The following is a 21,870-nucleotide window of genomic DNA, read 5'->3' as shown; positions in this document are numbered from 1 at the left end:
CAAGCCGTACGCGATGTGTCCTCCGCCCGCCCCACACGGCTGGCCGTCCCCCGGAGTCCCCGTGACCGACCAGCCCACCGCACAGCGCGCCGCCACCCTCTCCCCCGCTCCGTCCGCCCCGGTGTTCAGCGGGGCCGCCGTGGTCGCGTCCTGTGCGGGGTTCGTTCTCATCGGTGCGTTGCAGGCCCTGTACGGGCCCGCGATCCCCGGGTTCCGTGCGGAGTTCGGACTCTCGCCGGCCGCCGCGGGGTTGGGGCTCAGTGCCCACTTCGTCGGTGGCGTGGCCGGTGTGCTGCTGTTCGACCGGCTCTACGGGCGGGTCGGCAACCAGCGCGTCCTCGGCAGCTCCTACCTGCTGATGGCGGTCGGCGCGGCCGGCTTCGCGCTGGCGCCCGGCTGGCCCACCGCCCTCGCGGCGGCCCTGCTCGCCGGGGTGGGTTTCGGCGGCATCGACTACGGGCTCAACCAGCTGTTCGCCGTGGGCTTCGGCGACCGTTCGACCGCGATGCTGAACATCCTCAACGCCCACTTCGGCATCGGCGCCATCCTCGGCCCCGTCCTGATCGGCGTGGTCGGCTCCGAGCACTACCCGGCCGTCTTTCTCGGCTTCGCCCTCGCCAACCTGCCGTTGCTGCTGTGCCTGAGGGGCGTACGGAACGACGCGCCCGTCCCGGCCGGGAGCGAGACGAGCGGTGGCGGGGCCCTCCGGCGGAGCCTCGGCTCGGTGCTCGCCGTCTTCGTCGCGCTCTACGTCCTGCACGTCGGCATCGAGGCCGGTGTCGGCGGCTGGGAACCGACGCATCTGGAGACCGTCGGCTACGGCGCGGGCGTCGCCGCCACCGCCACCTCCGTGTACTGGCTGATGATGACCGTCGGCCGCTTCCTGGTCGCGCCGCTCGCGCTGCGCTTCTCCGCCCAGGCCATCATCGCCGTGTCCTGCGCGGGTATGACGGTGTGTCTGCTGGCCGCGTCCGTACCGGCGCTGGCGCCGTACGCCTACGCCGGTGTCGGTCTGTTCATCGCGCCGATCTTCCCCACCGGGCTGCCCTGGCTGAACCGGGCCGCCCCGCGGGCCCGGAGTGCCGGTGCCCTGGTCATCGCCGCGTCCATGGCCGGCGGTGTCGCTGCCGGGCCGGCGCTGGGCAAGGCCATCGAGTGGTCGGGGGTCCGCGCGGTGCCCCTCCTGCTGTGCGGTGTCTCGGCGCTGTGCCTGGCCGCCACGCTCTGGCTGATCCGCGTCACCCGCTCTCACTGAGACATTCATCGACTCCCATCGACTTCCGCCCGCACCCCGAAGGGAAGCCTCCGCATGCCCGCCCTGACGACGACGTCCGACGGATTCCTGCTGCACGGCGAGCCGTTCCGGATCATCTCCGGTGCGCTGCACTACTTCCGTGTCCACCCCGGCCTGTGGTCCGACCGGCTGCGCAAGGCGCGGCTGATGGGCCTCAACACGGTGGAGACGTACATCCCGTGGAACCACCACCAACCCGATCCCGACGGGCCTCTCGTGCTCGACGGCTTCCTCGACCTGCCCCGGTTCCTCCGACTCGCCCAGGACGAGGGGCTGCATGTGCTGCTGCGTCCCGGTCCGTTCATCTGTGCCGAGTGGGACGGCGGCGGCCTGCCCGACTGGCTGACCTCGGACCCGGACATCCGGCTGCGGTCCAGCGATCCGCGTTTCACCACCGCCGTCGACCGCTACCTGGATGTGCTGCTGCCCGCGCTCCGGCCGCACCTGGCCGCGGCGGGCGGTCCGGTGATCGCCGTGCAGGTGGAGAACGAGTACGGGGCCTACGGTGACGACAGCGCGTATCTGAAGCACCTGGCCGACGCGTTCCGCTCCCGGGGCGTCGAGGAACTGCTGTTCACCTGCGACCAGGCCGATTCCGAGCACCTGGCCGCCGGAAGCCTGCCGGGCGTGCTGACCGCCAGCACCTTCGGCAGCCGGGTCGAGCAGAGCCTCGGGCGGCTGCGCGAGCACCGACGTGAAGGCCCTCTGTTCTGCGCGGAGTTCTGGATCGGCTGGTTCGACCACTGGGGCGGGCCGCACCACGTACGGGACGCGGCCGACGCCGCCGCCGATCTGGACCGGCTGCTGTCCGCCGGGGCGTCCGTCAACCTCTACATGTTCCACGGCGGCACCAACTTCGGCTTCACCAACGGCGCCAACCACAAGCACGCCTACGAACCCACCGTCACGTCGTACGACTACGACGCCGCGCTCACCGAGTGCGGCGACCCGGGCCCGAAGTACCACGCCTTCCGCGAGGTCATCGCCCGCCACGCCGGTGCCCCCGACGAGCCTGTCCCCGCTCCCGGGCCCAAACTTCCGCCGACCGACGTCCAGTTGGACCGCCGGGCGGCTCTGTTTCCCCTCGCCGACGCGCTCGCCACGCCCGTGCGCTCCGACGACCCGGTGACCATGGGCGAGCTCGGGCAGCAGACCGGCTACGCGCTCTACCGCACCGTCCTTCCCTCCTCCGGTGACGGCCTGCTGCACTTCGCCGGCGGTGTGGGCGACCGTGCCCAGGTCTTCGTGGACGGCGCACCCGCCGGTGTCCTGGAGCGCGAACGCCACGACGAGACGCTGCCGGTGCGTGTCCCGCACCCCGGCGCGACGCTCGAGGTGCTCGTCGAGAACATGGGCGGCGTCAACTACGGGCCCCGCATCGGCGCCCCGAAGGGCCTGCTCGGGCCCGTCTCCTTCAACGGCACCCCCTTGCGCGGCTGGGACTGCCACGCGCTGCCACTGGACGACCTGGACGCGGTGAAGTTCACCCCGGCCGACGGGGCGGCGGTCACCGTGCCGGGCTTCCACCGCGGCACCTTCGAGGTGGACACGCCCGCCGACGCCTTCCTCTCCCTGCCCGGCTGGACGAAGGGGCAGGCCTGGGTCAACGGCTTCCACCTGGGCCGCTACTGGAACCGCGGCCCGCAGCACACGCTCTACGTCCCCGCGCCGGTACTGCGGCCGGGCGGCAACGAGCTGGTCCTGCTGGAACTGCACGGCACCACCGCCACCGGCGCCCAGCTCACCGACACGCCCGACCTCGGCCCGGAGAACACCTGGTGACCCCGCACCGGCTGCGCGTTCCCGCGCCCTCCGCTCCCCCGCTGACCGGCCACCTGCCCTTCGCCGACGCGCCGCGCGTGCCCGACCCGATCGAGGTCACCGGCCGCTGGCTCACCCGTGGCGGCCACCCCTGGTTCCCGGTCTCCGGCGAGTTCCACTACACCCGCTACCCGAGTGGAGAGTGGGAGGAGGAGCTGCTGAAGATGAAGGCGGGCGGGGTGACCGCCCTCGCCTCCTACGTCATCTGGATCCACCACGAGGAGATCGAGGGGCGGATCCGCTTCGACGGCGACCGCGACCTGCGTCGCTTCGCCGAGCTGTGCGCCCGCCACGGCCTGGACTTCGTCCCGCGCATCGGCCCGTGGTGCCACGCGGAGGTACGCAACGGCGGCCTGCCCGACTGGCTGCTGGCCCGCGCCCGCACGCCGCGCACCGACGATCCCGCCTATCTGGAGCCCGTGCGCGCCTGGTTCGCGGCCGTCGCGGAACAACTGCGCGGCCTGGACCGGGCACACGGCGGGCCGATCGTCGCGATCCAGATCGAGAACGAGCTCTACGACCAGCCCGGCCACCTGCGCACGCTGAAGCGCCTGGCACGGGAGGCCGGACTGAGCGCGCCACTGTGGACGTCGACCGCCTGGGGCGGGGTCCAGCTCCCGGGCGAAGAACTGCTCCCGCTGTACGGCGGCTATCCGGAGGCGTTCTGGACCGAGGCGGACGGCGGCTGGCCCGACACCTGCCGCAAGCACTTCTTCTTCACCCACGAGCGCGACGACGAGGGCATCGGCGCCGACCTGCGGCCCACGACCGTGCGCGGCACCGACCCGGCTCCGACGGACCGGTTTCCCTGGGCCACTTGTGAGCTGGGCGGCGGCATGGCGGTGGCCTACCACCGGCGGCCCCGGGTGGAGGCCGCCGACGTGGGCGCCCTGGGGCTCACCAAGATCGGGTGCGGTTCGGTGTGGCAGGGCTACTACATGTTCCACGGCGGCACGAACCCGCCCGGTGAGCTGACGCCCCTTCAGGAGTCGCACGCCACCGGCTACCCCAACGACCTGCCGGTCCTGACCTACGACTTCCAGGCCCCGCTCGGCGAGTACGGCCAGGTGCGGCCCTCGTACCACGAACTGCGGCTCCAGCACCTGCTGCTGGCCGACTTCGGGCACCGGATCGCACCCATGGAGTCCGTGCTGCCCGAGCGGAGGCCGACCGGGCAGCACGATCGGGACACGCTGCGCTGGGCCGTCCGCACCGACGGCACCTCGGGCCTCCTGTTCGTGACCAACCACCAGCCGCACGAACCGCTGCCCGACCACCCGGACACGGCCTTCACGGTCGACTTCCCGGACACACCGCCGCTGACGCTGCCGAGCACTCCCGTCACCGTGCCCTCCGGCGCCTTCTTCTGCTGGCCACTGCGGCTGGACGTGGCCGGGCTGCGGCTGGAGTGGGCGACCGCGCAGCCGGTGTGCACCGTCGAGGCCGGCGGGCGTACGGTCCTGGTGCTGGCCGCGACCGACGGCATCGCGCCCGAACTCGCCCTGGACGCCGACACGGTGGCATCCGTCGCGACACCGTCCGGGGAGGTCACGCCGGTCGCCGGCCGGATCCTGGTCAGCGGAGTGCGGCCCGGCACCGACGCCCTGATCGAGGTCGACGCGGCCGACGGTTCACGCGTCGGGCTGCTGGTCCTGGACGCGGCGATGGCCCGTACCGCCTACCGGGGTGTGGCGTGGGGAGCCGAACGGCTGCTGCTGTGCGGGGACGGTGTCGTCTTCGACGGTGACGAGGTACGGCTGCACAGCCCGGCCGCCGAGCCGCAGTTCGCGGTGCTGCCCGCGCCGGATTCCGCCCCGCTGGTGGCGGGGACAGGGGTGCGGGAGGCGGCGGACGGCGTGTTCACCCGCTACACGATCGAGGCCGCGCCCCTCGGGGACACCGCGGTGCCGGTCACCCTGGTCAGGCCCGCCGGTCCGGCGCCCGAGCCGGTGACCGGCGTCCAGGGCCGGGCGAGCGTGCCGGCGGACAAGTACGTCGAGACGCTGGCCGCCGAGTACCGGGTCGACGTACCGGAGGACCTGCTTCGGGCGCCCGCCGGTGTGCTGCTGCGGCTGCGCTGGACGGGTGACCTGGCCCGGGCCTACGTGGGGGACGTCCTGGTCGCCGACCAGTTCTACTCGGGGCGGGTCTGGGACATCGGGTTGGACCGGCTGCCGGTCGAGGCGCTGAGAACGGAGGGCCTGCGGCTGAAGGTGCTGCCGCTGGCGGCGGATGCCCGGGTTCATGTGCCGGGTCAGGTGGGCGAAGCGTGGCGTGCGGCGGATGTGCGGGACGCCGAGTGGGTGGTCTCGCGCTCGTGGGCGGTGCGGGCCGGCTGAGAAAACCCGCGGGCCCCGCCCGGCCTATGCTGTGCTCCTGCCGGGCGGGGTCAGGACCGCCGTAACCGACGTCGAGGAATCACCCGTCATGACACCGAGCGCCACCGACAGCCCTGTGCCCAAGGGCCGCAGCAGGCGCAACTTCGCGGGGGCGCGGCCGGTGATGGCCGACGTGGCCCGGCTGGCCGGCGTCTCCAAGCAGACGGTCTCCCGGGTGCTCAACGACCATCCGGCCGTCCGCCCCGAGACACGCGAGGCGGTCCTGGACGCCATGCGCACGCTCGGCTACCGGCCCAGCCGCAGCGCGCGGTCGCTGGCCAGCGGCCGGACCCGGATGCTCGGCGTCATCTCCTTCGACGCCGCCCGGTACGGGCCCGCGTCCATTCTGACCGCCATCAACACCGCTGCCCAGGAGGCCGGTTACCTGGTGAGCTCCATCGCGCTCGACACGGCCGACCACGACACCGTCGTCGAGGCCGTGAACCGGCTGTCGGCCGAGGGCGCCGACGGCGTCATCGCGATCGCCCCGCAGCAGTGGGTGGGCCGGGCCCTGGCGCAGGCCGACCTCGGGACTCCCCTGGTGGTGCTGGAGAACGCCCTAGACGCCAGCACGCCCCTGGTCACCGGCGACTCCCGGACCGGCGCCCGCAAGGCCACCGAGCACCTCCTCGGCCTCGGGCACACCACGGTCTGGCACATCGCGGGCCCCGCCGGCTGGACCTCCGCCGACCACCGGCTGGAGAGCTGGCGGTCGACGCTCCAGGCGGCCGGTGCCGATGTCCCGGCCCCGCTGGCCGGGGACTGGAGCGCCGACTCCGGCTACGACCTGGGCCGTCGGCTGGCCCGGCGCCCGGAGGTGACGGCGGTGTTCGCCTCGAACGACCAGATGGCCCTGGGCCTGCTGCACGCGCTGCACGAGTCAGGGCGGTCCGTCCCCGGGGACGTCAGCGTCGTCGGCTACGACGACATCCCCGAGGCCGCGCATCTCCTGCCGCCGCTGACCACCGTCCGTACCGACTTCGCCGAGATCGGCACCCGTTCCCTGCGGCTCCTCCTGGACCGCATCGACGGTCCCGGGGAGATGTCCCTCGTCGACACGCTCGTCCCCGTGGACCTCGTGGTGCGTGCCAGCAGCGGCCCTCCGACGGTGAACTGACGGCGTTCGTCAGTCGCTTCCCTCGGCGGAGGCCCGCTGCCAGGCCGTCTCCCGCAGCAGCCGCAGGCCGTTCAGGCCGACCAGGACCGTGGAGCCCTCGTGGCCGGCGACGCCCAGCGGCAGCGGCAGGTTCCCGGCCAGGTCCCAGACGACGAGGCCGGTGATGAACACCCCGGCGATGACGAGGTTCTGGACGACCAGCCTGCGCGCGCGGCGCGAGAGGGCGACGGTGGTGGGGACCGCCGCGAGTTCGTCGCGCACGATCACGGCGTCGGCGGTCTCCAGGGCGAGGTCGGAGCCGGCCCGGCCCATGGCGATCCCGGTGTGGGCGGCGGCCAGGGCGGGTGCGTCGTTGACGCCGTCCCCGACGACCAGCACCTTGCGGCCCGCGCGCTCCATCTCCTGGACGGCCGTCAGTTTGTCCTGCGGCAGCAGCCCGGCGCGCACGTCGTCGATGCCGGCCTCGGCGGCGAGGTGTGCGGCGGCCCGGGGGTTGTCGCCGGTGAGGAGCGTCGGGGCGGTGCCGGTGAGCGTGGTGAGCGCGGCGACGGTGGCGGCGGCGTCCGGGCGCAGCCGGTCGGCGATGCCGAGCAGCCCGGCGGGGGCGCCGTCGACGAGGACCAGGACGGCGGTACGGCCGGACTCCTCCAGTTCCTCGGCGACGGCGGTGACCGTGCCGTCCGCGCCGTCCAGCAGGCGGGCCGGGGCGCCGACGGCGACCCCTCGGCCGTTCACGACGGCGGTCACTCCGATTCCGGGCGCGGAGGTGAAGTCCTCGGCGCCGGGCAGGTCGAGACCGCGCTCGCGGGCCGCGTCCACGACCGCCCGGGCCAGCGGATGCTCGCTGGGCCGCTCGGCCGCCGCCGCCAGCGTCAGCAACTCGGCTTCGGCCAGGCCGGATCCGGGCAGCGGCCGGACATCGGTGACGCGCGGGCTGCCCTCGGTCAGCGTGCCGGTCTTGTCCAGCGCGACCGCGTCCACCTGGCCGAGCCGCTCCATCACCACGGCCGACTTCACCAGCACGCCGTGCCGTCCGGCGTTGGCGATGGCCGACAGCAGGGGCGGCATGGTGGCCAGCACGACCGCGCACGGAGAGGCCACGATCATGAAGGTCATGGCGCGCAGCAGCGCGTCGGTGAGCTGCTCGCCGAAGGCGAGCGGCACCAGGAAGACGGCCAGGGTCGCGGCCACCATGCCCAGCGAGTAACGCTGTTCGACCTTCTCGATGAACAGCTGCGTGGGCGCCTTGGTCTCGGACGCTTCCTCCACCATCCGGACGATCCGGGCGATCACCGAGTCGGAGGCGTCGCGCTCGACCCGGACCCGCAGGGCGCCGGTGCCGTTGAGGGTGCCCGCGAAGACCTCGTCGCCCGGCTCCTTCGCCGCGGGGAGCGGCTCGCCGGTGATGGTGGCCTGGTCCACGTCGCTCGCCCCGTCCAGCACGCGGCCGTCGGCGCCGACGCGCTCACCGGGGCGGACGAGGACGGTGTCGCCGACCGCCAGCTCCTCCACGGGCACGGTCTGTTCGCCGCCGTCAGGGGTCAGCCGGGTGGCCGTGGCGGGGGCGAGATCGAGCAGGCCGCGGACGGAGTCGGCGGTGCGGGCGGTGGCCAGCGCCTCCAGGGCGCCGGAGGTGGCGAAGATGACGATGAGCAGGGCGCCGTCCATGACCTGCCCGATCGCCGCCGCGCCCAGTGCGGCGACGACCATCAGCAGGTCGACGTCGAGGGTGCGCTCCTTCAGTGCCTTGAGGCCTTCCCAGCCCGGCTCCCAGCCGCCCGTGACGTACGACAGGGCGTAGAGCGGGCCCCACGTCCAGGCGGGGGCGCCGGTCAGCTGCAGGGGCAGGGCGAGCAGGAAGAAGACGGTGGAGGCAGCGGCCCAGCGCGCCTCGGGGAGCGCGAGGACACGGGTACGCCGCCGGGGCGCGGCCCCGGTGCGGGCGGGTTTCGCCCGTTCGACCGGCTGCGGCGTGAGCGTGGAGGTCATCGGGGGTCCTTCAGGCGGGAACGCATGACTTCCTCACCATACAGGAACACATGAAGACTGATTCATGTCTTCATTCAGTTGTCGGGCGGCCGGGGGGCTTCCGCGAGCCGTCACGAAAGGACCCCCGGCGCCGGGACGGCTCAGCGCAGCTTGTCCTTCACCTTGTAGTAGGCGCCGCCGAACGGCAGGAACCAGGGGGTCCCGCTGTAGAAGGGGACGGGGACCTTGGGGAAGCCGAGGCCGCGCAGGGGGTTGGCCTCCGGCCTGCCGTCCATCATCTCGGCGACCGCGCGGCCCATGTAGGTGGCCATCTGGACGCCGTGGCCGCAGTAGCCCATCGAGTAGTACAGGCCGTTGGCCTCGCCCGCGTGCGGGAGGCGGTCCCAGGAGAAGCCGACCATGCCGCCCCACACGTAGTCGACCCGCGCACCCGCCAACTGCGGGAAGATCTCCGTCATCTCCCGCTTGAGGATGTCGCCGCTCTTGACGTCGGAGGCCGGGTCGGAGGGGGCGAAGCGGGCCCGGCCGCCGAAGGCGAGACGGTTGTCGGGGGTGAGGCGGATGTAGTGGCCGATGTTCTTGGAGTCGACCACCAGACGGGCGTTCGGGATCAATTCCTTGGCGCGTGCCTCACCGAGGGGCTCGGTGACGATGATGAAGCTGCCGACGTTGATCAGCCGCTTGCGGAACCATGGCAGCGCCTTGTCGGTGTAGGCGTCGGTGGCGGCCATGACCTGCTGGGCACGGATCGTGCCGTTCAGGGTCTCGACCACGAAACCGCCGCCGGGCAGACGGGTCAGGCCGGTGGCCGCGTTGCGCTCGTGGATCTCCGCACCGGCCCGCTCGGCGGCCTCCGCGAGGCCGTGGACGTACTTGCCCACGTGCAGGGCGGCGCTGAGCGGATCGAGCAGGGCGCCGTGGTAGTAGTCCGAGCCCAGCTCCGCCTTCAGCTCGCCGCGGGTCAGGAGCTGGGTCTCGTGGCCGAAGTTGTCGGCCAGGTCGCGCTGGGTGGCCCGCATCGACTCGAAGTGCTGGGGCTTGAAGGCCACACCGAGCCGGCCCGCCCGGTGGAAGTCGCAGTCGATCTGCTCCGTCCGCGTGAGCTCCTCGACCACGTCGACCGCCTCGCGGAAGGAGTCGTACAGCTCGCGGGCGCGCTCCTGACCGTAGCGCTTGCGGGCCTCACCGGGGCTGATGGTGAGGCCCTGGGTGCACATGCTGCCGTTGCGGCCGGAGGCGCCCGAGCCGACCTTGTCCTTCTCGACGAGGACGACCCGGGCTCCCTTGCGGGCGGTGTGGTAGGCGGTGGACAGGCCGGTGAGGCCGCCGCCGATGACCACCACGTCCGCCTCGGCGGGCAGGTCCTTCCCGGAGCGGTCGGGCAGGGCGGGAGCGGTGTCGAGCCAGTAGGGGATCTGTTTCATGGCGTGCGTCCTGTCGTGTTCTCGGTCCTGTGTCGCCGGGCTGTCAGCAGCCGAGCAGCTTCGGCAGGCCCGACAGGTCGGGCAGCATGTCGTAGGGCTGGTAGTCGGCGCTGCCGGGGCGGCCGAAGCGGTTGATCCACACCCGGCGCTTCAGGCCCAGGTCACGGGTGGGGATGTGGTCGTACTCCCAGCCCTGGGCGGTGTGGATGACCTGCGAGGGCTCGACGCCGATGGTCTTGAAGGCGTGCTCGAAGGTCTGCCGGTCGGGCTTGTAGGCGCCGGCCTGCTGGGCGGTGATGACGTGGTCGAACTCCACGCCGATGTTCTCCACGTTACGCGCGATCAGGTTGTCGTCGGTGTTGGAGATGATGGCGATCTCGTACCTGGTCTTGAGCTGGCGCAGTGCCTCCGGGACCTCCGGGAACGGGCCGAAGGTGGGAACGGCGTCGACCAGGGCGTCACCGTCGGACTCGCGGTACTCCAGGCCGTGCAGGCGCATGGCGTTGCGCAGGCTGGAGTGCAGGATCTCGCGGTACGGGCGGTAGGCCTCCAGGACGGCCTGGAAGCGCATGACGCGGAAGTCGTCGAGGAACTCGTCGACGTCCAGGTTGTCCAGGTCCAGCCGGTCCTCCAGGACCTTCAGGGTGGTGGGGCCGAGCTGGAAGTCGACCAGGGTGCCGTAGGCGTCGAAGGTGACGATCTCTCGCATGGTGTCTAGCCTCAATTCAGGGAATCAGGAAGGGACTTCGGGTTTTCAGACGACTTGTTCGCCGGGGGCGACGATCGCGTCGAGTCCGGTGAGGTCGGCCGCGTCGGGGAGCCAGTCGGCCGCCGCCGCGTTGGCGGTGACCTGCGCCGGGGTCATGGCGCCGCAGATGACCGAGCCGACCGCGGGCAGTGCGGCCAGTCCGCCCACGGCGACCTGGAGGAGGGTCAGGCCGCGCTCGGCGGCGTACGCGGTGAGCGCCTCGACACGGTCGAGGGCCGCGTCGGTGAGCCAGCCCTGCCGCCAGGACAGCCGGCTGCCGGGCGGGGGCTCCTGGCCACGCCGGTACTTGCCGCTGAGCAGGCCGTTGGCCAGCGGGTAGTACGGCAGCAGGCCGATGCCGTGGCGCAGGCATGCGGGGATCAGGTCGTTCTCCACGCTGCGGTCGAGCAGGTGGTAGCGGGCCTGGGTGGACACGAAGGCGTCGGTGAGCCGCTCGGCCGGCAGGTTGGAGCAGCCGATGTACCCGATCTTTCCCTCGTCCACGAGCTCGGTCAGGGCGGCGACCGTCTCCTCCAGCGGGGTGACGCCGTCCGGCTCGTGGTACTGGTACAGGTCGATGCGGTCGGTGCCGAGGCGGCGAAGCGAGGCTTCGACGGCGTACCGGATGTAGGGGCGGGCACCCCGTCGGCCGTACAGGTCGGCCTCCGGCCCCATCTCCATGCCGAACTTGGTGGCCAGGACGACGTCGTCGCGATGCCCCTTCAGGGCGGCGCCGAGAAGGCGTTCGCCGTCACCGCGCATGCCACCCTGTTCGCCGAACCCGCCGTACATGTCGGCGGTGTCGAACAGGGTGATCCCGGCGTCGAGGGCGGCGTGGACGACGGCCTTCGTGCCGTCCTCGTCGAGGCGGGAGCCGAAGTTGTTGCCGCCGACGCCGACGACGGAGACGGCCGGGCCGCGTTCGCCCAGCGTGCGATACCTCATGACCGATCCCCGAATCCGATGCAGACGTTCTTCGTCTGCGTGTAGCTCGCCAGCGCTTCGAGGCCCTTCTCCCGGCCCCAGCCGCTGTGCTTGTAGCCGCCGAAGGGCAACTCGACGCCGGTGCCGACGCCGGTGGCGTTGACGTGGACCTGGCCGGCCCGGATGCCTTCGGCCAGACGCATCGCCTTGTCGATGTCGCGGGTCCAGACGTAGGAGGACAGGCCGTACGGGCTGTCATTGGCGATCTGCAGGGCCTCGTCCGCGTCGTCGAACTCGATGACGGTGACGACGGGGCCGAAGATCTCCTCGCGGGCGCACCGGGCCTGGTTGGTCAGGCCGGTGAGGACGGTCGGCTCGACGTAGTAGCCGTCGGCGAGTTCGGGGGCGGCCGGGGCGCCTCCCCCGACCCGCGCCACAGCGCCTTCCTGCCGGGCCAGTTCCAGATACTCGAGGACCCGGTCGCGCTGGCGGGCGGCGACCAGCGGGCCGATGTCCGGGTCCGTGAGACCCGGTCCGACGCGCAGGCCCGCGATCTTCTCGGCCAGGCGGTCCAGGAACTCCTCGGCGCCGCGCTGGAGCAGCAGCCGGGTGCCCGCCGAGCACATCTGCCCGGCGTTGCTGAACGACGCGCCCAGGATCGCCTGCAAGGCCAGGTCGAAGTCGGCGTCCGCGAAGACGACGAACGGCGATTTGCCGCCCAGCTCGGTCACGGAGGGCACCACGTTGGCGGCGGCCGCCTGGGCGACCTTGATGCCGGTCGGCACCGAGCCGGTGAAGGTGACCTGGTCGATGCCGGGGTGCCCGGCGAGGGCGGCGCCGGTCTCGCCGTCGCCGGGTACGACGTTGAGGACGCCGGGTGGCAGCCCGCACTCCAGTGCGATACGACCGATCTCCAGCGGGGTCAGCGGCGCCTCGGGAGAGGGTTTGAGCACGACCGCGCAGCCCGCGGCCAGCGCCGGGGCGGAGCCCCTCGCGGTGTTCTGCAGCGGGTAGTTGAACGGGATGATCTGGCCGGAGACCCCGATCGGCTCGCGCACGGTGTAGTCGATCAGCCCCGGGCCCAGCGGAATCGTGGAACCGCCGAGCTTGTCGGCGAAGCCCGCGTAGAACTCGAAGTAGCGGGCGGCGGCCTCGACATCGGCCTTGGCCTGGCTGAGCGGCTTGCCGACGTCCTGGCACTCCAGGCGCGCCAGCCACTCGCCCTCGCGCCGGATCGCCTCCGCGATGCGCAGGAGGAGCCTGCCCCGGTCCGCGGCGCGCATCCGGGCCCACTCGGGCGAGGTGAACGCCGCGCGCGCCGCCGCCACCGCCTGGTCGACGTCAGCCGGGCCGGCGTGGGCGACCTCGGCGAGAGCCGTGCCGTCCGACGGGTCGAGAACCGTGAAGCTCCGGCCGTCGGCGGCAGAGACCTGCTTTCCGTCGATCAACAGCAGCTCGGTCAGCGGGAGTTCGCCGCTCATGGCTGAATCTCTCCCTGCACCTCGCCGAAGATGACGACCTCGTCGCCCGGACGGACGGTGCGGATCCGGCGCACCCAGAGCACGATGCCGTCCTGTGGGGCGCGCACCTCTTCCAGCGTGTTGCCGTAGTGGTCGACGATCTGGGCGATCAGATCGCCTTCCTTGCAGGTCTCGCCGGGCTCGGCGTGGCCGAGGAAGAAGCCGCCGGCGGCGGACCGGGCGAAGGTGCCCGAGACGGTCGTGTAACTGTCGCGTAGCTCCGCCTCGCCGTCGATCATGCCGAGTTGGCGCATGATGTTGCGGATCGAGTGGACGTGCAGGGCGACGTTCTGTTCGCGGTAGGTGCCGCCGCCCGCCTCGATGGTGACGGCGGGCTTGCCCGCCGCCAGGGTGGGGTGGCGGACCGTGCCGCCCCACTTGCCGCCCTTCCAGACCAGCTCGTGCCCGGCCGCGAGAGCCAGGTCCGTGGCGAGCTCCTCATAGCCGCCCTGGAGGATGACGAGCGGGGCGATCTCACCGAACGTGCCGCCCGTGTGCAGGTCGACGAGGGCATCGATGGCGGGCACGACCTGCTCGACGAAGGTAGCGGCCAGGCGCAGCGAATACGAGCCCTCCGCGTCGCCGGGGAAGATGCGGTTGAGGTTGAGGTAGTCCAGGCCGCTGGTGCGGGCCGCCGCCTCGAAGGCGGGGGTGTTCATGCAGGGGATGCCGACGAGGGTGCCGCGCAGGGTGGCCGGGTCGATGTCGGCGAGGACGCGGCGGATGGCCTCCTGCCCGTCGTACTCGTCACCGTGCACGCCCGCGTCCACACACAGCACCGGGCCGTCCTCGGTGCCGTTGACGACGATGAGCGGGATGCCCAGCTCCACGCCGTAGCTGCTGGTGCCGACCGGGATCAGACCCTGGGCGCGCTCGCCCGGGGCGACGGTCAGGGAACCGATGGAGTACATGTCGTTCCTTTCAATACGCGAATGCTGGATCACAGGCGGGCGGAGGCCTCGTCGAGGGTGTCCGCGATGATGTCGGCGATACGGTCGAGGAGTGGACGGTCGCTGATCAGCGGGGGCGCGATCTGGACCAGCGGGGCGGCACGGTTGTAGACGCGGGCGAGCAGCCCGGCCTCGCGCAGCCGGCGCGGGATCAGGTCGGCGACGAGCGCGGCGCGCGCGGTGTCGCTGAAGCCGCCGCCGTCGAGGTCGCCGACGAGTTCGAGGGCGTAGAAGTATCCGGCACCGCGGACGTCGCCGACGATCGGCAGGTCCCCGAGGGAGGTCATGCGCTGGGCGAGGTGGTCCTGGTGGCCGCGGACGTTGTCCAGGATGCGGTCCCGCTCCATGATCTCCAGGCTGCGCAGGGCGATGGCCGCGCTCAGCGGGTGGCCACTGAAGGTGTAGCCGTGGTTGAGGACCTCGCCCGGCCGGTTGATCACCTCCGCGACGCGGCCCGAGACCAGGGTCGCGCCCATCGGGGCATAGCCGGCGGTGATGCCCTTGGCGACGGTGACGATGTCCGGACGAGCCCCGTAGCACTCGCCGCCGAACCACTCCCCCAGCCGGCCGAAGGCGGTGATGACCTCGTCGGCGACCAGCAGGAAGCCGTACCGGTCGGCCAGTCGGCGCAGGCCCTCCCAGTAGCCGGCGGGCGGGGTGATGCAGCCGCCCCGGTTCTGCACCGGCTCGGCGATGAGCATCCCGACCGACTCCGGTCCCGCCGCGAGGACCGTGGCCTCCACGTCCGCGAGCAGGTACGCGGTGAAGGCCCCCTCATCGAGGGGCTGTTCCAGGGCGGTCCGGTTGGTGTTGGCGACGAAGTGGGTCTCCACCGCGGGCGGCCCGTACGGCTCGGTGAGTCCGGGGTCGTCCGTGAAGGACAGTGCCCCGAGGGTCAGGCCGTGGTAGGCGCCGCGCCGGGAGATGGCCTTGGTCCGGCCCGTCTCGCCGCGCAGGGTGTGGTACCTGCGGGCGATCTTCCATGCGGTCTCCACCGCCTCGGCGCCGCCGCCGCTGAAGAAGACGTGCTCGATGCCGTCGGGGGCCAGAGCGGCCAGACGCTCCGCGAGAGCCAGGCCGGTGGGGTGCGCGGAATCCGACCACAGCGGGCTGTAGCACAGTTCGCGCAGTTGCTTCTGGGCCGCCTCGGCGATCTCGTCGGCGTAGGAGTAGCCGATCTGGCAGCAGTACAGCCCGGACAGGCCGTCGATGTAGCGGTTGCCGGCCGTGTCGTCGACGTAGGGGCCCTCGCCGTGGCGCACGACGAAGAGGTCCTTGCCGGGCTTCGCGAGCGATCCGTTCGCGGTCATGTTCAGCAGCAGGTGCCGCTGAGCGGTGGCGGTCATACGGCCTCACCTCCGGGGGCTGCGATCCCTGCCGTGTTCTCGACCGACAGTGGGGAGTCCTGCCGTCCCGAGCCGAGCCAGCGCACCAGCGCCACCAGGACGAGGGCGAGGATCGCGAAGGCGATCAGAATCGCGCTGATCGCGGTCACACTGGGGTCGATGTCGAAGGTCAGGGAGTTGTAGATCTGCACCGGCAGCGTGACGGTGTCGACCGAGGACAGGAACTGCGAGATGTAGAACTCGTCGAAGCTGGTGATGAAGGAGAAGATCGCCGCGGCGATCATGCCGGGGGCGGCGAGGGGGAAGGTGATCCGCCGGGCGATGGTCAGCCGGCCGGCGCCCATGCTGGCGGCGGCGTCCTCCAGCCGCTCGTCGATCCCGCGCAGGGTCGCCACCAGGATCAGCACCGCGATCGGCGAGGCCAGCACGGTGTGCCCGAGGGCGATCGCGAGCGGACTGCCCAGCATCGAGGCCGGTTCGAAGAGCAGGAACAGGCCCAGGGCGGTGACGATCTGCGGGATGAGCAGCGGTCCGAGGACCAGGGCGTAGACCGCGGAGCGAAGCGGCAGTTCGCTGCGGGTCAGGGCGGTCGCCGCGGTCACGCCGATGATCAGTGAGAACACGGTGCTCAGGCAGGCCACCAGTGCGCTCAGCGACAGTGCGGCCGGCCACTTGCTGCCGTCGGCGAACAGCGACGTGTACCAGTGCAGCGTCCAGGCGTTGGGCGGGAACGCCGCGAAGGCGTTGTCGCTGAAGGAGGTGACGAGGATGACGATGATCGGCAGGGCCAGGAACAGCAGGATGACGGTGGCGACCGCGGTCAGGGCGATCCGCCCGGCGAGGGTTCTGCGCAGTTCCATCATGACGCGCTCCTCTTCTTCCGGCTGGCGCCGAGCGAGGTGATGAGCCTGACCAGCAGCAGTCCGGCGAAGGTGAGCAGCAGCAGGATGACACCCTCAGCCGCCGCGCCGTTCCACTGGTTCTGTTTCATCACTTGCTGGTTGATGAGGGAGGCGATCATCGTCTGGTTGGGGCCACCCATCAGGGCGGGGGTGATGTAGTAGCCCAGGGACAGGATGAAGCTGAGCAGTCCGGCACTGGCCAGGCCAGGGGCGACCAGCGGCAGGTAGACCCGGCGGAAAATGGTCACGCGCCCGGCGCCCATGCTCGCCGCCGCCGCCAGCAGGCGGCGGTCCACGCCGCGCATCACTCCGTACAGCAGCAGCACGGTGTACGGCAGCATCACCGAGGTGGTGCCGATGACCACGCCGATCTCGTTGTAGAGCAGCTGGAAGGGCGCTCCTGGCACCCACCCCAGGGTCTCGTTCACCAGGCCCTTGTCACCGAGCAGGATGATCCAGCCGTAGGTGCGCACCAGGGCGCTGATGAAGTGCGGCACGACCACGATCAGCATGGCCACGCCGGCCCACAGGGGCTTGAGCCGGGAGATCGCGTTGGCCAGGATGAACCCGAAGAGCAGGCTGAACAGCGCCGTCTCCGCGGAGATCCGCAGCGTGGTGAACAGCACCGAGAGGTTGATGCCGGTCAGCGCGTCGGCGTACCAGTGCAGCGTCAGCGATCCGTCGGTGTTCTTCAGGCTGAGGAACAGCGTGCTGAAGATCGGGTAGACGAACAGCACCAGCAGATAGACGACGACCGGCAGTGCGTAGAGGATGCCGACCCTCGTTCTGCGGGAGGCCAGCAGCTTGCGCGAGCGGGCTGGGGTGGGGGCGGTGGCGGTCAGGGTGGCGGCCATGGCTCACCCGCCCTGTTCGACGGGGAAGAGGTTGACGTCGTCGGGGTCGACGGTGATGCCGACCCGCTCGCCGGTGACGGGGCCGCGGCCGGCCGGTACTTCCAGGCGCAGCAGCGGCGCGTCACCGCCGTCGATCCGCACGCCGGCGCGTACCAGCGTGCCCACATACGTGGCGGTCTCGACCGTGCCGGTACAGAAACCGTCGTCCGGGGCGCAGGCCCGCAGCCGGCCCGGCTGCACGGCGACCTCGACCGGGGTACCGGAGGCCAGCTCGTGGCGTCGTGCCTTCAGCAGGCCGCCGGACGCATCGAGGCGGACCACGGTGTGCTCGTCGGTGTTCTGCAGCACGCGGCCGGGCAGGAAGTTGGCCGCGCCGAGGAAGTCCGCCACGAACGGGGTTCTCGGGCGCTCGAACAGCTCCCGCGGCGTGTCGAACTGCTCGATCAGGCCGTTGCGCATCACCGCGATGCGGTCCGACAAGACCAGCGCCTCCTCCTGATCATGTGTCACATAGATGACGGTCAGGCCGAGTTCCTGCTGGATCGCCTTGATCTCGATCTGCAGTTGGTCGCGGAGCTTCTTGTCCAGGGCGCCCAGCGGCTCGTCCATGAGAATCACCGGCGGGCGGTAGACCAGCGCCCGGCACAGGGCGACACGCTGCTGCTGGCCACCGGACAGCTCCCGGGGACGACGACCGCCGAACCCGGACAGGCCCGCGATCTCCAGGGTCTCCCCCACCCGGCGGCGGATCTCGTCCTTCGGCACCCCGCGCAGGGTGAGCGGGAAGGCGACGTTCTCGCTCACCGTCATGTGCGGGAAGAGCAGGTACTGCTGGAAGACGAAGCCGAGGTTGCGCTTCTGCGGAGCGAGCCGGGTGACGTCGCGGTCCCCGACGGTGATGGTGCCGGAGTCGGGTTCGCAGAAGCCCGCGATCATCATCAGCGTCGTGGTCTTGCCCGACCCCGAGGCCCCGAGGAAGGTGACGAACTCCCCCGCCGCGATCTCCATGGACGCCTCGTCGACGGCGACGACGTCCCCGTACGTCTTGCGCAGGGCCACCACCGACAGCGGTTTGCCGGTCGCGGTGGGCAGCTTGCCACCGGCCACCTCGACGGACGGTGTGACTACACCGAATTCAGCCACGAGCCCACTCCAACCAGCGCTTGGTGACGGTCGCTTCGTTCTTGATCCACCAGTTGATGTCCGCGTCGAAGCCCTTGTCGTAGTACTGCGGCGCACCGGCGAGAGTGTTGCGCTCCTCCTTGGTGAGCTTCTCGTAGGCCACCGGGGAAGACGGGTTCGACGGGAAGGTCTTCGCCAGGCGGGCCTGGACCTCGGGACGCAGCGAGTAGTCCATGAGCTGGTAGGCGGCGTCCACATGGGCCGCGCCCTTGGCGATGCCGTAGCCCTGGAACTGGCGGCGCATGCCGTTGAGCTGCCGTGCGACGGGGACGCCCTGCTTCTGCAGGTCGGCGATCCGGCCGTCCCAGACGGTGGACATCGTCACTTCCTGGCGGCTGAGGAGCACGCCGGGGAGCGGGCCGCTGTCCCAGAACTTCTTGATGTCGGACCGGAGCCGGGTCAGCACCTTGAAGGCGCGGTCCAGGTCGAGCGGGTACAGCTTGTCCATGGGGACGCCGTCGGCCAGCAGTGCGAACTCCAGCTCGGGCAGGTCGGCGTCCGGGTTGCACATCGAGCGGCTGCCCTTGAACGCCTTGGTGTCCCAGAAGTCCGCCCATGACTCCGGCTTGCGGCCGCCGAAGGCGTCGGTGCGGTACGCCATGCACTGGCCGTAGAAGCTGTTGCCGACGGCATGGTCGGTGATCTGGTTCTGAGGGATCTTGGCGCTCTTGAGGCTCTTGATCCGGTCGGTGTCCAGCCGCTCCAGTGCGTCCTGGGCCGCGAACTTGATGTGGTCCATCATCGAGTTGTTGATGAGGTCGAACTGGGGGCGGCCCTGCTTGATCTGGGCCAGCATCTGGGTGCCCTGGAGGTTGACCACCTGGACGGTGATGCCGGTCTCCTGGGTGAACGGCGTGTAGACCGCCTTCTGGAGGGCCTCCCCGAAGGTGCCTCCGCTGTCGCGGACGACCACCGACTTGCCGCCGCCCTTGGCGCTGCCGGACGAGGCCCGGCTGGTGCCGGTGCCGCAGGCAGCGAGGGAGGGCACGGCGGCGAGGGCGGCGAGGCCGCCTGCTCCGCGCAGGAGCGCTCTGCGGCCGATCACGGGATCACTCATGACAAATCTCCTGAAATGGCGCGTGGGGACCAGCTGTTCGAGGTGAGTGGTGGTTCGGGGGGCGGGTCTGTGGGCGGTGCCGGTCAGTCGTGCGGCACCGCGATGGCGGCGAGTTCGGCGCCGGGGGCGACGGTGAGCCCGTTCATGCCGTAGAGGATCTGTCCGGTGGCGGTGGCGGTGACCTTGTGTTCGCTGCCGTCGGCCGGGTCGATGACGCGGCCGACGGGCTGACCCGCGGTCACCTCGTCGCCGGTCGCGGCGTCCGGGTACCACAGGCCGGTGGCCGGTGAGACGACGGAGCCGGTCCAGACCCAGTCGCGCGGCGGCGCGGTCACCGGTGCGACGTGCTGCGGCGCCTCGACGACACCGAGGTGGTGCAGCAGCCGGTACAGGCCGTCGAGCAGGGCCCGTGCCTGGGCGGGGTCGCGTTCGCCGAGCTGACCGGTCTCGATGAGGAGGGCGGGGATGCCCTGCCGGGCGGCCGCGGCGTGGCTGTTGCCGCCTTCGGCGTTGCGGCCGAACAGGACTCGTTCGTAGCCGACGGCGTGGGCCATGGCCCGCGTCCTGGCGTCCAGTTCCGCGTCGGAGGTCAGACGGTAGCCGACGAAGTCGAGCAGGGTCTCGTCGATACCGCCGCTGTGCAGGTCCGCGTAGGCGTCGGCACCGGAGATGACGTGCTCGAACAGCCAGGCCGCCAGCCGCTCGGTGGGCCCTGCGGCGGGGTCGCCGGGGAAGACGCGGTTGATGTTGACGTCGTCCAGCGGGGACTTGCCCAGGCGGCCGTCGTACACGGCCGGCGGGTTGGCCACGGGGCAGATCAGCACCTGGCCGGTGACGTCGTCCGGCTCCAGGAACCCGGCCAGGCGGGTGGCCGCGTCGATGCCGACGAACTCGCCGCCGTGGACGCCGCCGGTGATGACGACCCGGGGTCCGGGGCGGGAGCCGTTGACCAGGACGAGGGGGATCTCGACGGTCGTGGGTCCGAGGTCCACGGGGAGCACCCCGCGGGTCTTGCGGCCCGGCTCGGCCCGCAGCGGGCCTACGGTGAGTGTCATGTCGTTCCTCATTCAGGCGGTGGTGCGGCCGAGCGTGCTGATGAAGTCGATCGGCTGGGAGGTGCGGCCTTCCAGGGCGAGGTCGGCGGCGATGTCCCCGAAGGCGGGTGAGAGTTTGAAGCCGTGGCCGGAGAAGCCCGCGAGCAGGACGACGTTGTCGGCGCCGGGCAGCGGACCGATCAGCGGGCGGCTGCTCTCGGTGTAGCCCTCCATGTAGACGGCCAGGCGGGTCGGGTCCGGGTGCAGATCCGGCAGGTGGTGGCGGATCTGCTCGGTGAAGATGTCCAGCTCCTCCGGCTGGACGGTGCGGTCCAGCGCGTCGGGGTCGCCGGCGGGCTTGTGCAACGCGCGGGACAGGCCGAGCTTGACGGAGACGCCGTCCGGGGAGGGCAGTCCGTAGCAGTGCGTGGGGGTCGTGCGGATGAACGCGGGGCGCTCCTCACCGAACCAGGCGTCGGTGGTGGGGACGTACCAGGCGCTGATCAGGCGGCGGATGTCCACCTCCCACGGCAGGTCGGGAAGCAGGTCGTTCACCCAGGGGCCGACGGTGACGACGACCGCGTCGAAGCGCTCGCTGCCGGCGTCGGTGCGTACCTCCACCCCGCCGCCGGCCGGGGTGATCTCGCGCACCGGCGTGTAGCGCTCGATACGGGCACCCAGTTGCTCGGCGCGCCGGGCCGCGGTCTGGACGGTCAGCTCGGGCCGGATGAAGCCGGCACGGCGGTCGAGCACGGCCGCGTCGCCGTCCTCCAGCCGGTACTGCGGGAAGCGCTTGGCCATGGCCTCGGCGTCGAGCACCTCGTGATCGAGGCCGTGCTCGGCGATGGACTCCAGGACCGTGGCCATCTGCTGGTGCTCGGTGGACCCCATCAGCAGGCATCCGGTCAGGCGGCGCAGCTCGCGGCCGGTCTCCTGCTGGAGCTGCTCCCACAGGATGTCGGCGTGCTTGAGGAGCGGGACGTACCGGGAGTCCTCGAAGTGCGCGCTGCGGAAGATGCGGGTCTCGCCGCCGGCGGCGCTGCGGTCGTGGCCGGGGGCGAAGCGGTCGTAGGCGACGACCTCCGCACCACGGGCCGCGAGGCGCCAGGCGGCCTGGCTGCCCATGGTTCCCACGCCGACGACGGCGACTCGCTTCCTGGCAGCTGACACGGGGCTTTCCTTTCGTATCGCCGGGGCGCATGCTGAGCCCCCTGCGTGAGGCTGTTCGATTCGAGGTGGTTTCGGGCGGAGGGGGCGGGTCCTTCGGGGGGACCTCGGCTCGTGAGCGCCCTGTCTCGGAGTTCCGGCTGCGGCCTCGGGGCCTCCCGGA

Annotated in this window: 17 protein-coding genes; 4 read left to right on the top strand and 13 right to left on the bottom strand. The window is 71.5% G+C overall.

From position 1 onward, the window contains the following. Positions 1-13 precede the first annotated feature (13 nt). The 4 genes from HDA41_RS37820 to HDA41_RS37805 all read left to right on the top strand — a co-directional run bounded on the left by HDA41_RS37820 (position 14) and on the right by HDA41_RS37805 (position 6,610). Positions 14-1,255, top strand: coding sequence for an MFS transporter (locus tag HDA41_RS37820; RefSeq protein ID WP_221511693.1), 1,242 nt, complete (start codon positions 14-16; stop codon positions 1,253-1,255). A 54-nt stretch (positions 1,256-1,309) separates the two neighbouring features. Further along, entirely contained in the window at positions 1,310-3,076 is a 1,767-nt protein-coding gene (locus HDA41_RS37815; RefSeq protein WP_184992154.1) for a glycoside hydrolase family 35 protein, read from the top strand. Further along, positions 3,070-5,454, top strand: coding sequence for a beta-galactosidase (locus HDA41_RS37810; protein WP_184994074.1), 2,385 nt, complete (start codon positions 3,070-3,072; stop codon positions 5,452-5,454). Before HDA41_RS37815 ends, HDA41_RS37810 begins: the two co-directional genes overlap by 7 nt. 88 nt (positions 5,455-5,542) lie before the next feature. Then, positions 5,543-6,610: a LacI family DNA-binding transcriptional regulator gene (locus HDA41_RS37805; protein ID WP_184992152.1), complete on the top strand. Its 1,068-nt coding sequence runs from the start codon at positions 5,543-5,545 to the stop codon at positions 6,608-6,610. Positions 6,611-6,619: 9 nt separating this feature from the next. Here the strand turns inward: HDA41_RS37805 and HDA41_RS37800 are convergent, their stop codons facing one another. The 13 genes from HDA41_RS37800 to solA all read right to left on the bottom strand — a co-directional run bounded on the left by HDA41_RS37800 (position 6,620) and on the right by solA (position 21,710). Next, entirely contained in the window at positions 6,620-8,599 is a 1,980-nt protein-coding gene (locus HDA41_RS37800) for a heavy metal translocating P-type ATPase (protein ID WP_184992150.1), read from the bottom strand. A 140-nt stretch (positions 8,600-8,739) separates the two neighbouring features. Then, the gene (locus HDA41_RS37795) at positions 8,740-10,023 is read right to left on the bottom strand and encodes an NAD(P)/FAD-dependent oxidoreductase (protein ID WP_184992148.1); all 1,284 of its coding nucleotides are present in this window, start codon (positions 10,021-10,023) and stop codon (positions 8,740-8,742) included. A gap of 43 nt (positions 10,024-10,066) precedes the next feature. Next, positions 10,067-10,732 (bottom strand): haloacid dehalogenase type II, encoded by a 666-nt coding sequence (locus tag HDA41_RS37790; protein WP_184992146.1) that lies wholly within the window; start codon positions 10,730-10,732, stop codon positions 10,067-10,069. Positions 10,733-10,777: 45 nt separating this feature from the next. Continuing rightward, entirely contained in the window at positions 10,778-11,716 is a 939-nt protein-coding gene (locus HDA41_RS37785) for an aldo/keto reductase (RefSeq protein ID WP_184992144.1), read from the bottom strand. Beyond that, positions 11,713-13,176 (bottom strand): aldehyde dehydrogenase family protein, encoded by a 1,464-nt coding sequence (locus HDA41_RS37780; RefSeq protein ID WP_184992143.1) that lies wholly within the window; start codon positions 13,174-13,176, stop codon positions 11,713-11,715. The genes HDA41_RS37785 and HDA41_RS37780 overlap by 4 nt, the downstream gene beginning before the upstream one ends. Further along, a complete protein-coding gene (locus tag HDA41_RS37775; protein WP_184992141.1) occupies positions 13,173-14,126 on the bottom strand; it encodes a succinylglutamate desuccinylase/aspartoacylase family protein in 954 nt (317 codons plus the stop codon). Before HDA41_RS37775 ends, HDA41_RS37780 begins: the two co-directional genes overlap by 4 nt. 29 nt (positions 14,127-14,155) lie before the next feature. After that, positions 14,156-15,511: an aminotransferase class III-fold pyridoxal phosphate-dependent enzyme gene (locus HDA41_RS37770; RefSeq protein WP_184992139.1), complete on the bottom strand. Its 1,356-nt coding sequence runs from the start codon at positions 15,509-15,511 to the stop codon at positions 14,156-14,158. Beyond that, the gene (locus HDA41_RS37765; protein WP_184992137.1) at positions 15,508-16,374 is read right to left on the bottom strand and encodes an ABC transporter permease; all 867 of its coding nucleotides are present in this window, start codon (positions 16,372-16,374) and stop codon (positions 15,508-15,510) included. Before HDA41_RS37765 ends, HDA41_RS37770 begins: the two co-directional genes overlap by 4 nt. After that, complete coding sequence (locus tag HDA41_RS37760) at positions 16,371-17,267, bottom strand: ABC transporter permease (protein ID WP_184992135.1); 897 nt, start codon at positions 17,265-17,267, stop codon at positions 16,371-16,373. Before HDA41_RS37760 ends, HDA41_RS37765 begins: the two co-directional genes overlap by 4 nt. Before the next feature lie 3 nt (positions 17,268-17,270). Beyond that, positions 17,271-18,410 (bottom strand): ABC transporter ATP-binding protein, encoded by a 1,140-nt coding sequence (locus tag HDA41_RS37755; RefSeq protein ID WP_184992133.1) that lies wholly within the window; start codon positions 18,408-18,410, stop codon positions 17,271-17,273. Beyond that, positions 18,403-19,506, bottom strand: coding sequence for an ABC transporter substrate-binding protein (locus HDA41_RS37750; protein WP_184992130.1), 1,104 nt, complete (start codon positions 19,504-19,506; stop codon positions 18,403-18,405). The genes HDA41_RS37755 and HDA41_RS37750 overlap by 8 nt, the downstream gene beginning before the upstream one ends. A gap of 83 nt (positions 19,507-19,589) precedes the next feature. Continuing rightward, positions 19,590-20,561 (bottom strand): succinylglutamate desuccinylase/aspartoacylase family protein, encoded by a 972-nt coding sequence (locus HDA41_RS37745; RefSeq protein WP_230299704.1) that lies wholly within the window; start codon positions 20,559-20,561, stop codon positions 19,590-19,592. A gap of 12 nt (positions 20,562-20,573) precedes the next feature. Next, positions 20,574-21,710: an N-methyl-L-tryptophan oxidase gene (gene solA / locus HDA41_RS37740; RefSeq protein WP_184992126.1), complete on the bottom strand. Its 1,137-nt coding sequence runs from the start codon at positions 21,708-21,710 to the stop codon at positions 20,574-20,576. Positions 21,711-21,870 lie beyond the last annotated feature (160 nt).

The sequence above is a fragment of the Streptomyces caelestis genome (assembly GCF_014205255.1).
GTDB lineage: Bacteria > Actinomycetota > Actinomycetes > Streptomycetales > Streptomycetaceae > Streptomyces > Streptomyces caelestis.
The sequence above is the reverse complement of the archived record's forward strand: the minus strand, read 5'-3'. Positions and strand labels throughout refer to the sequence as shown.

What these genes read in the sequence shown, in the direction of transcription:
- HDA41_RS37760 (WP_184992135.1), bottom strand. Translation starts at nt 17,267, where the DNA reads ATGGCCGCCACCCTGACCGCCACCGCCCCCACCCCAGCCCGCTCGCGC.
- HDA41_RS37820 (WP_221511693.1), top strand. Translation starts at nt 14, where the DNA reads ATGTGTCCTCCGCCCGCCCCACACGGCTGGCCGTCCCCCGGAGTCCCC.
- HDA41_RS37775 (WP_184992141.1), bottom strand. Translation starts at nt 14,126, where the DNA reads ATGTACTCCATCGGTTCCCTGACCGTCGCCCCGGGCGAGCGCGCCCAG.
- HDA41_RS37805 (WP_184992152.1), top strand. Translation starts at nt 5,543, where the DNA reads ATGACACCGAGCGCCACCGACAGCCCTGTGCCCAAGGGCCGCAGCAGG.
- HDA41_RS37795 (WP_184992148.1), bottom strand. Translation starts at nt 10,023, where the DNA reads ATGAAACAGATCCCCTACTGGCTCGACACCGCTCCCGCCCTGCCCGAC.
- HDA41_RS37815 (WP_184992154.1), top strand. Translation starts at nt 1,310, where the DNA reads ATGCCCGCCCTGACGACGACGTCCGACGGATTCCTGCTGCACGGCGAG.
- HDA41_RS37765 (WP_184992137.1), bottom strand. Translation starts at nt 16,374, where the DNA reads ATGATGGAACTGCGCAGAACCCTCGCCGGGCGGATCGCCCTGACCGCG.
- HDA41_RS37780 (WP_184992143.1), bottom strand. Translation starts at nt 13,176, where the DNA reads ATGAGCGGCGAACTCCCGCTGACCGAGCTGCTGTTGATCGACGGAAAG.
- HDA41_RS37790 (WP_184992146.1), bottom strand. Translation starts at nt 10,732, where the DNA reads ATGCGAGAGATCGTCACCTTCGACGCCTACGGCACCCTGGTCGACTTC.
- HDA41_RS37745 (WP_230299704.1), bottom strand. Translation starts at nt 20,561, where the DNA reads ATGACACTCACCGTAGGCCCGCTGCGGGCCGAGCCGGGCCGCAAGACC.
- HDA41_RS37785 (WP_184992144.1), bottom strand. Translation starts at nt 11,716, where the DNA reads ATGAGGTATCGCACGCTGGGCGAACGCGGCCCGGCCGTCTCCGTCGTC.
- HDA41_RS37770 (WP_184992139.1), bottom strand. Translation starts at nt 15,511, where the DNA reads ATGACCGCCACCGCTCAGCGGCACCTGCTGCTGAACATGACCGCGAAC.
- HDA41_RS37750 (WP_184992130.1), bottom strand. Translation starts at nt 19,506, where the DNA reads ATGAGTGATCCCGTGATCGGCCGCAGAGCGCTCCTGCGCGGAGCAGGC.
- HDA41_RS37800 (WP_184992150.1), bottom strand. Translation starts at nt 8,599, where the DNA reads ATGACCTCCACGCTCACGCCGCAGCCGGTCGAACGGGCGAAACCCGCC.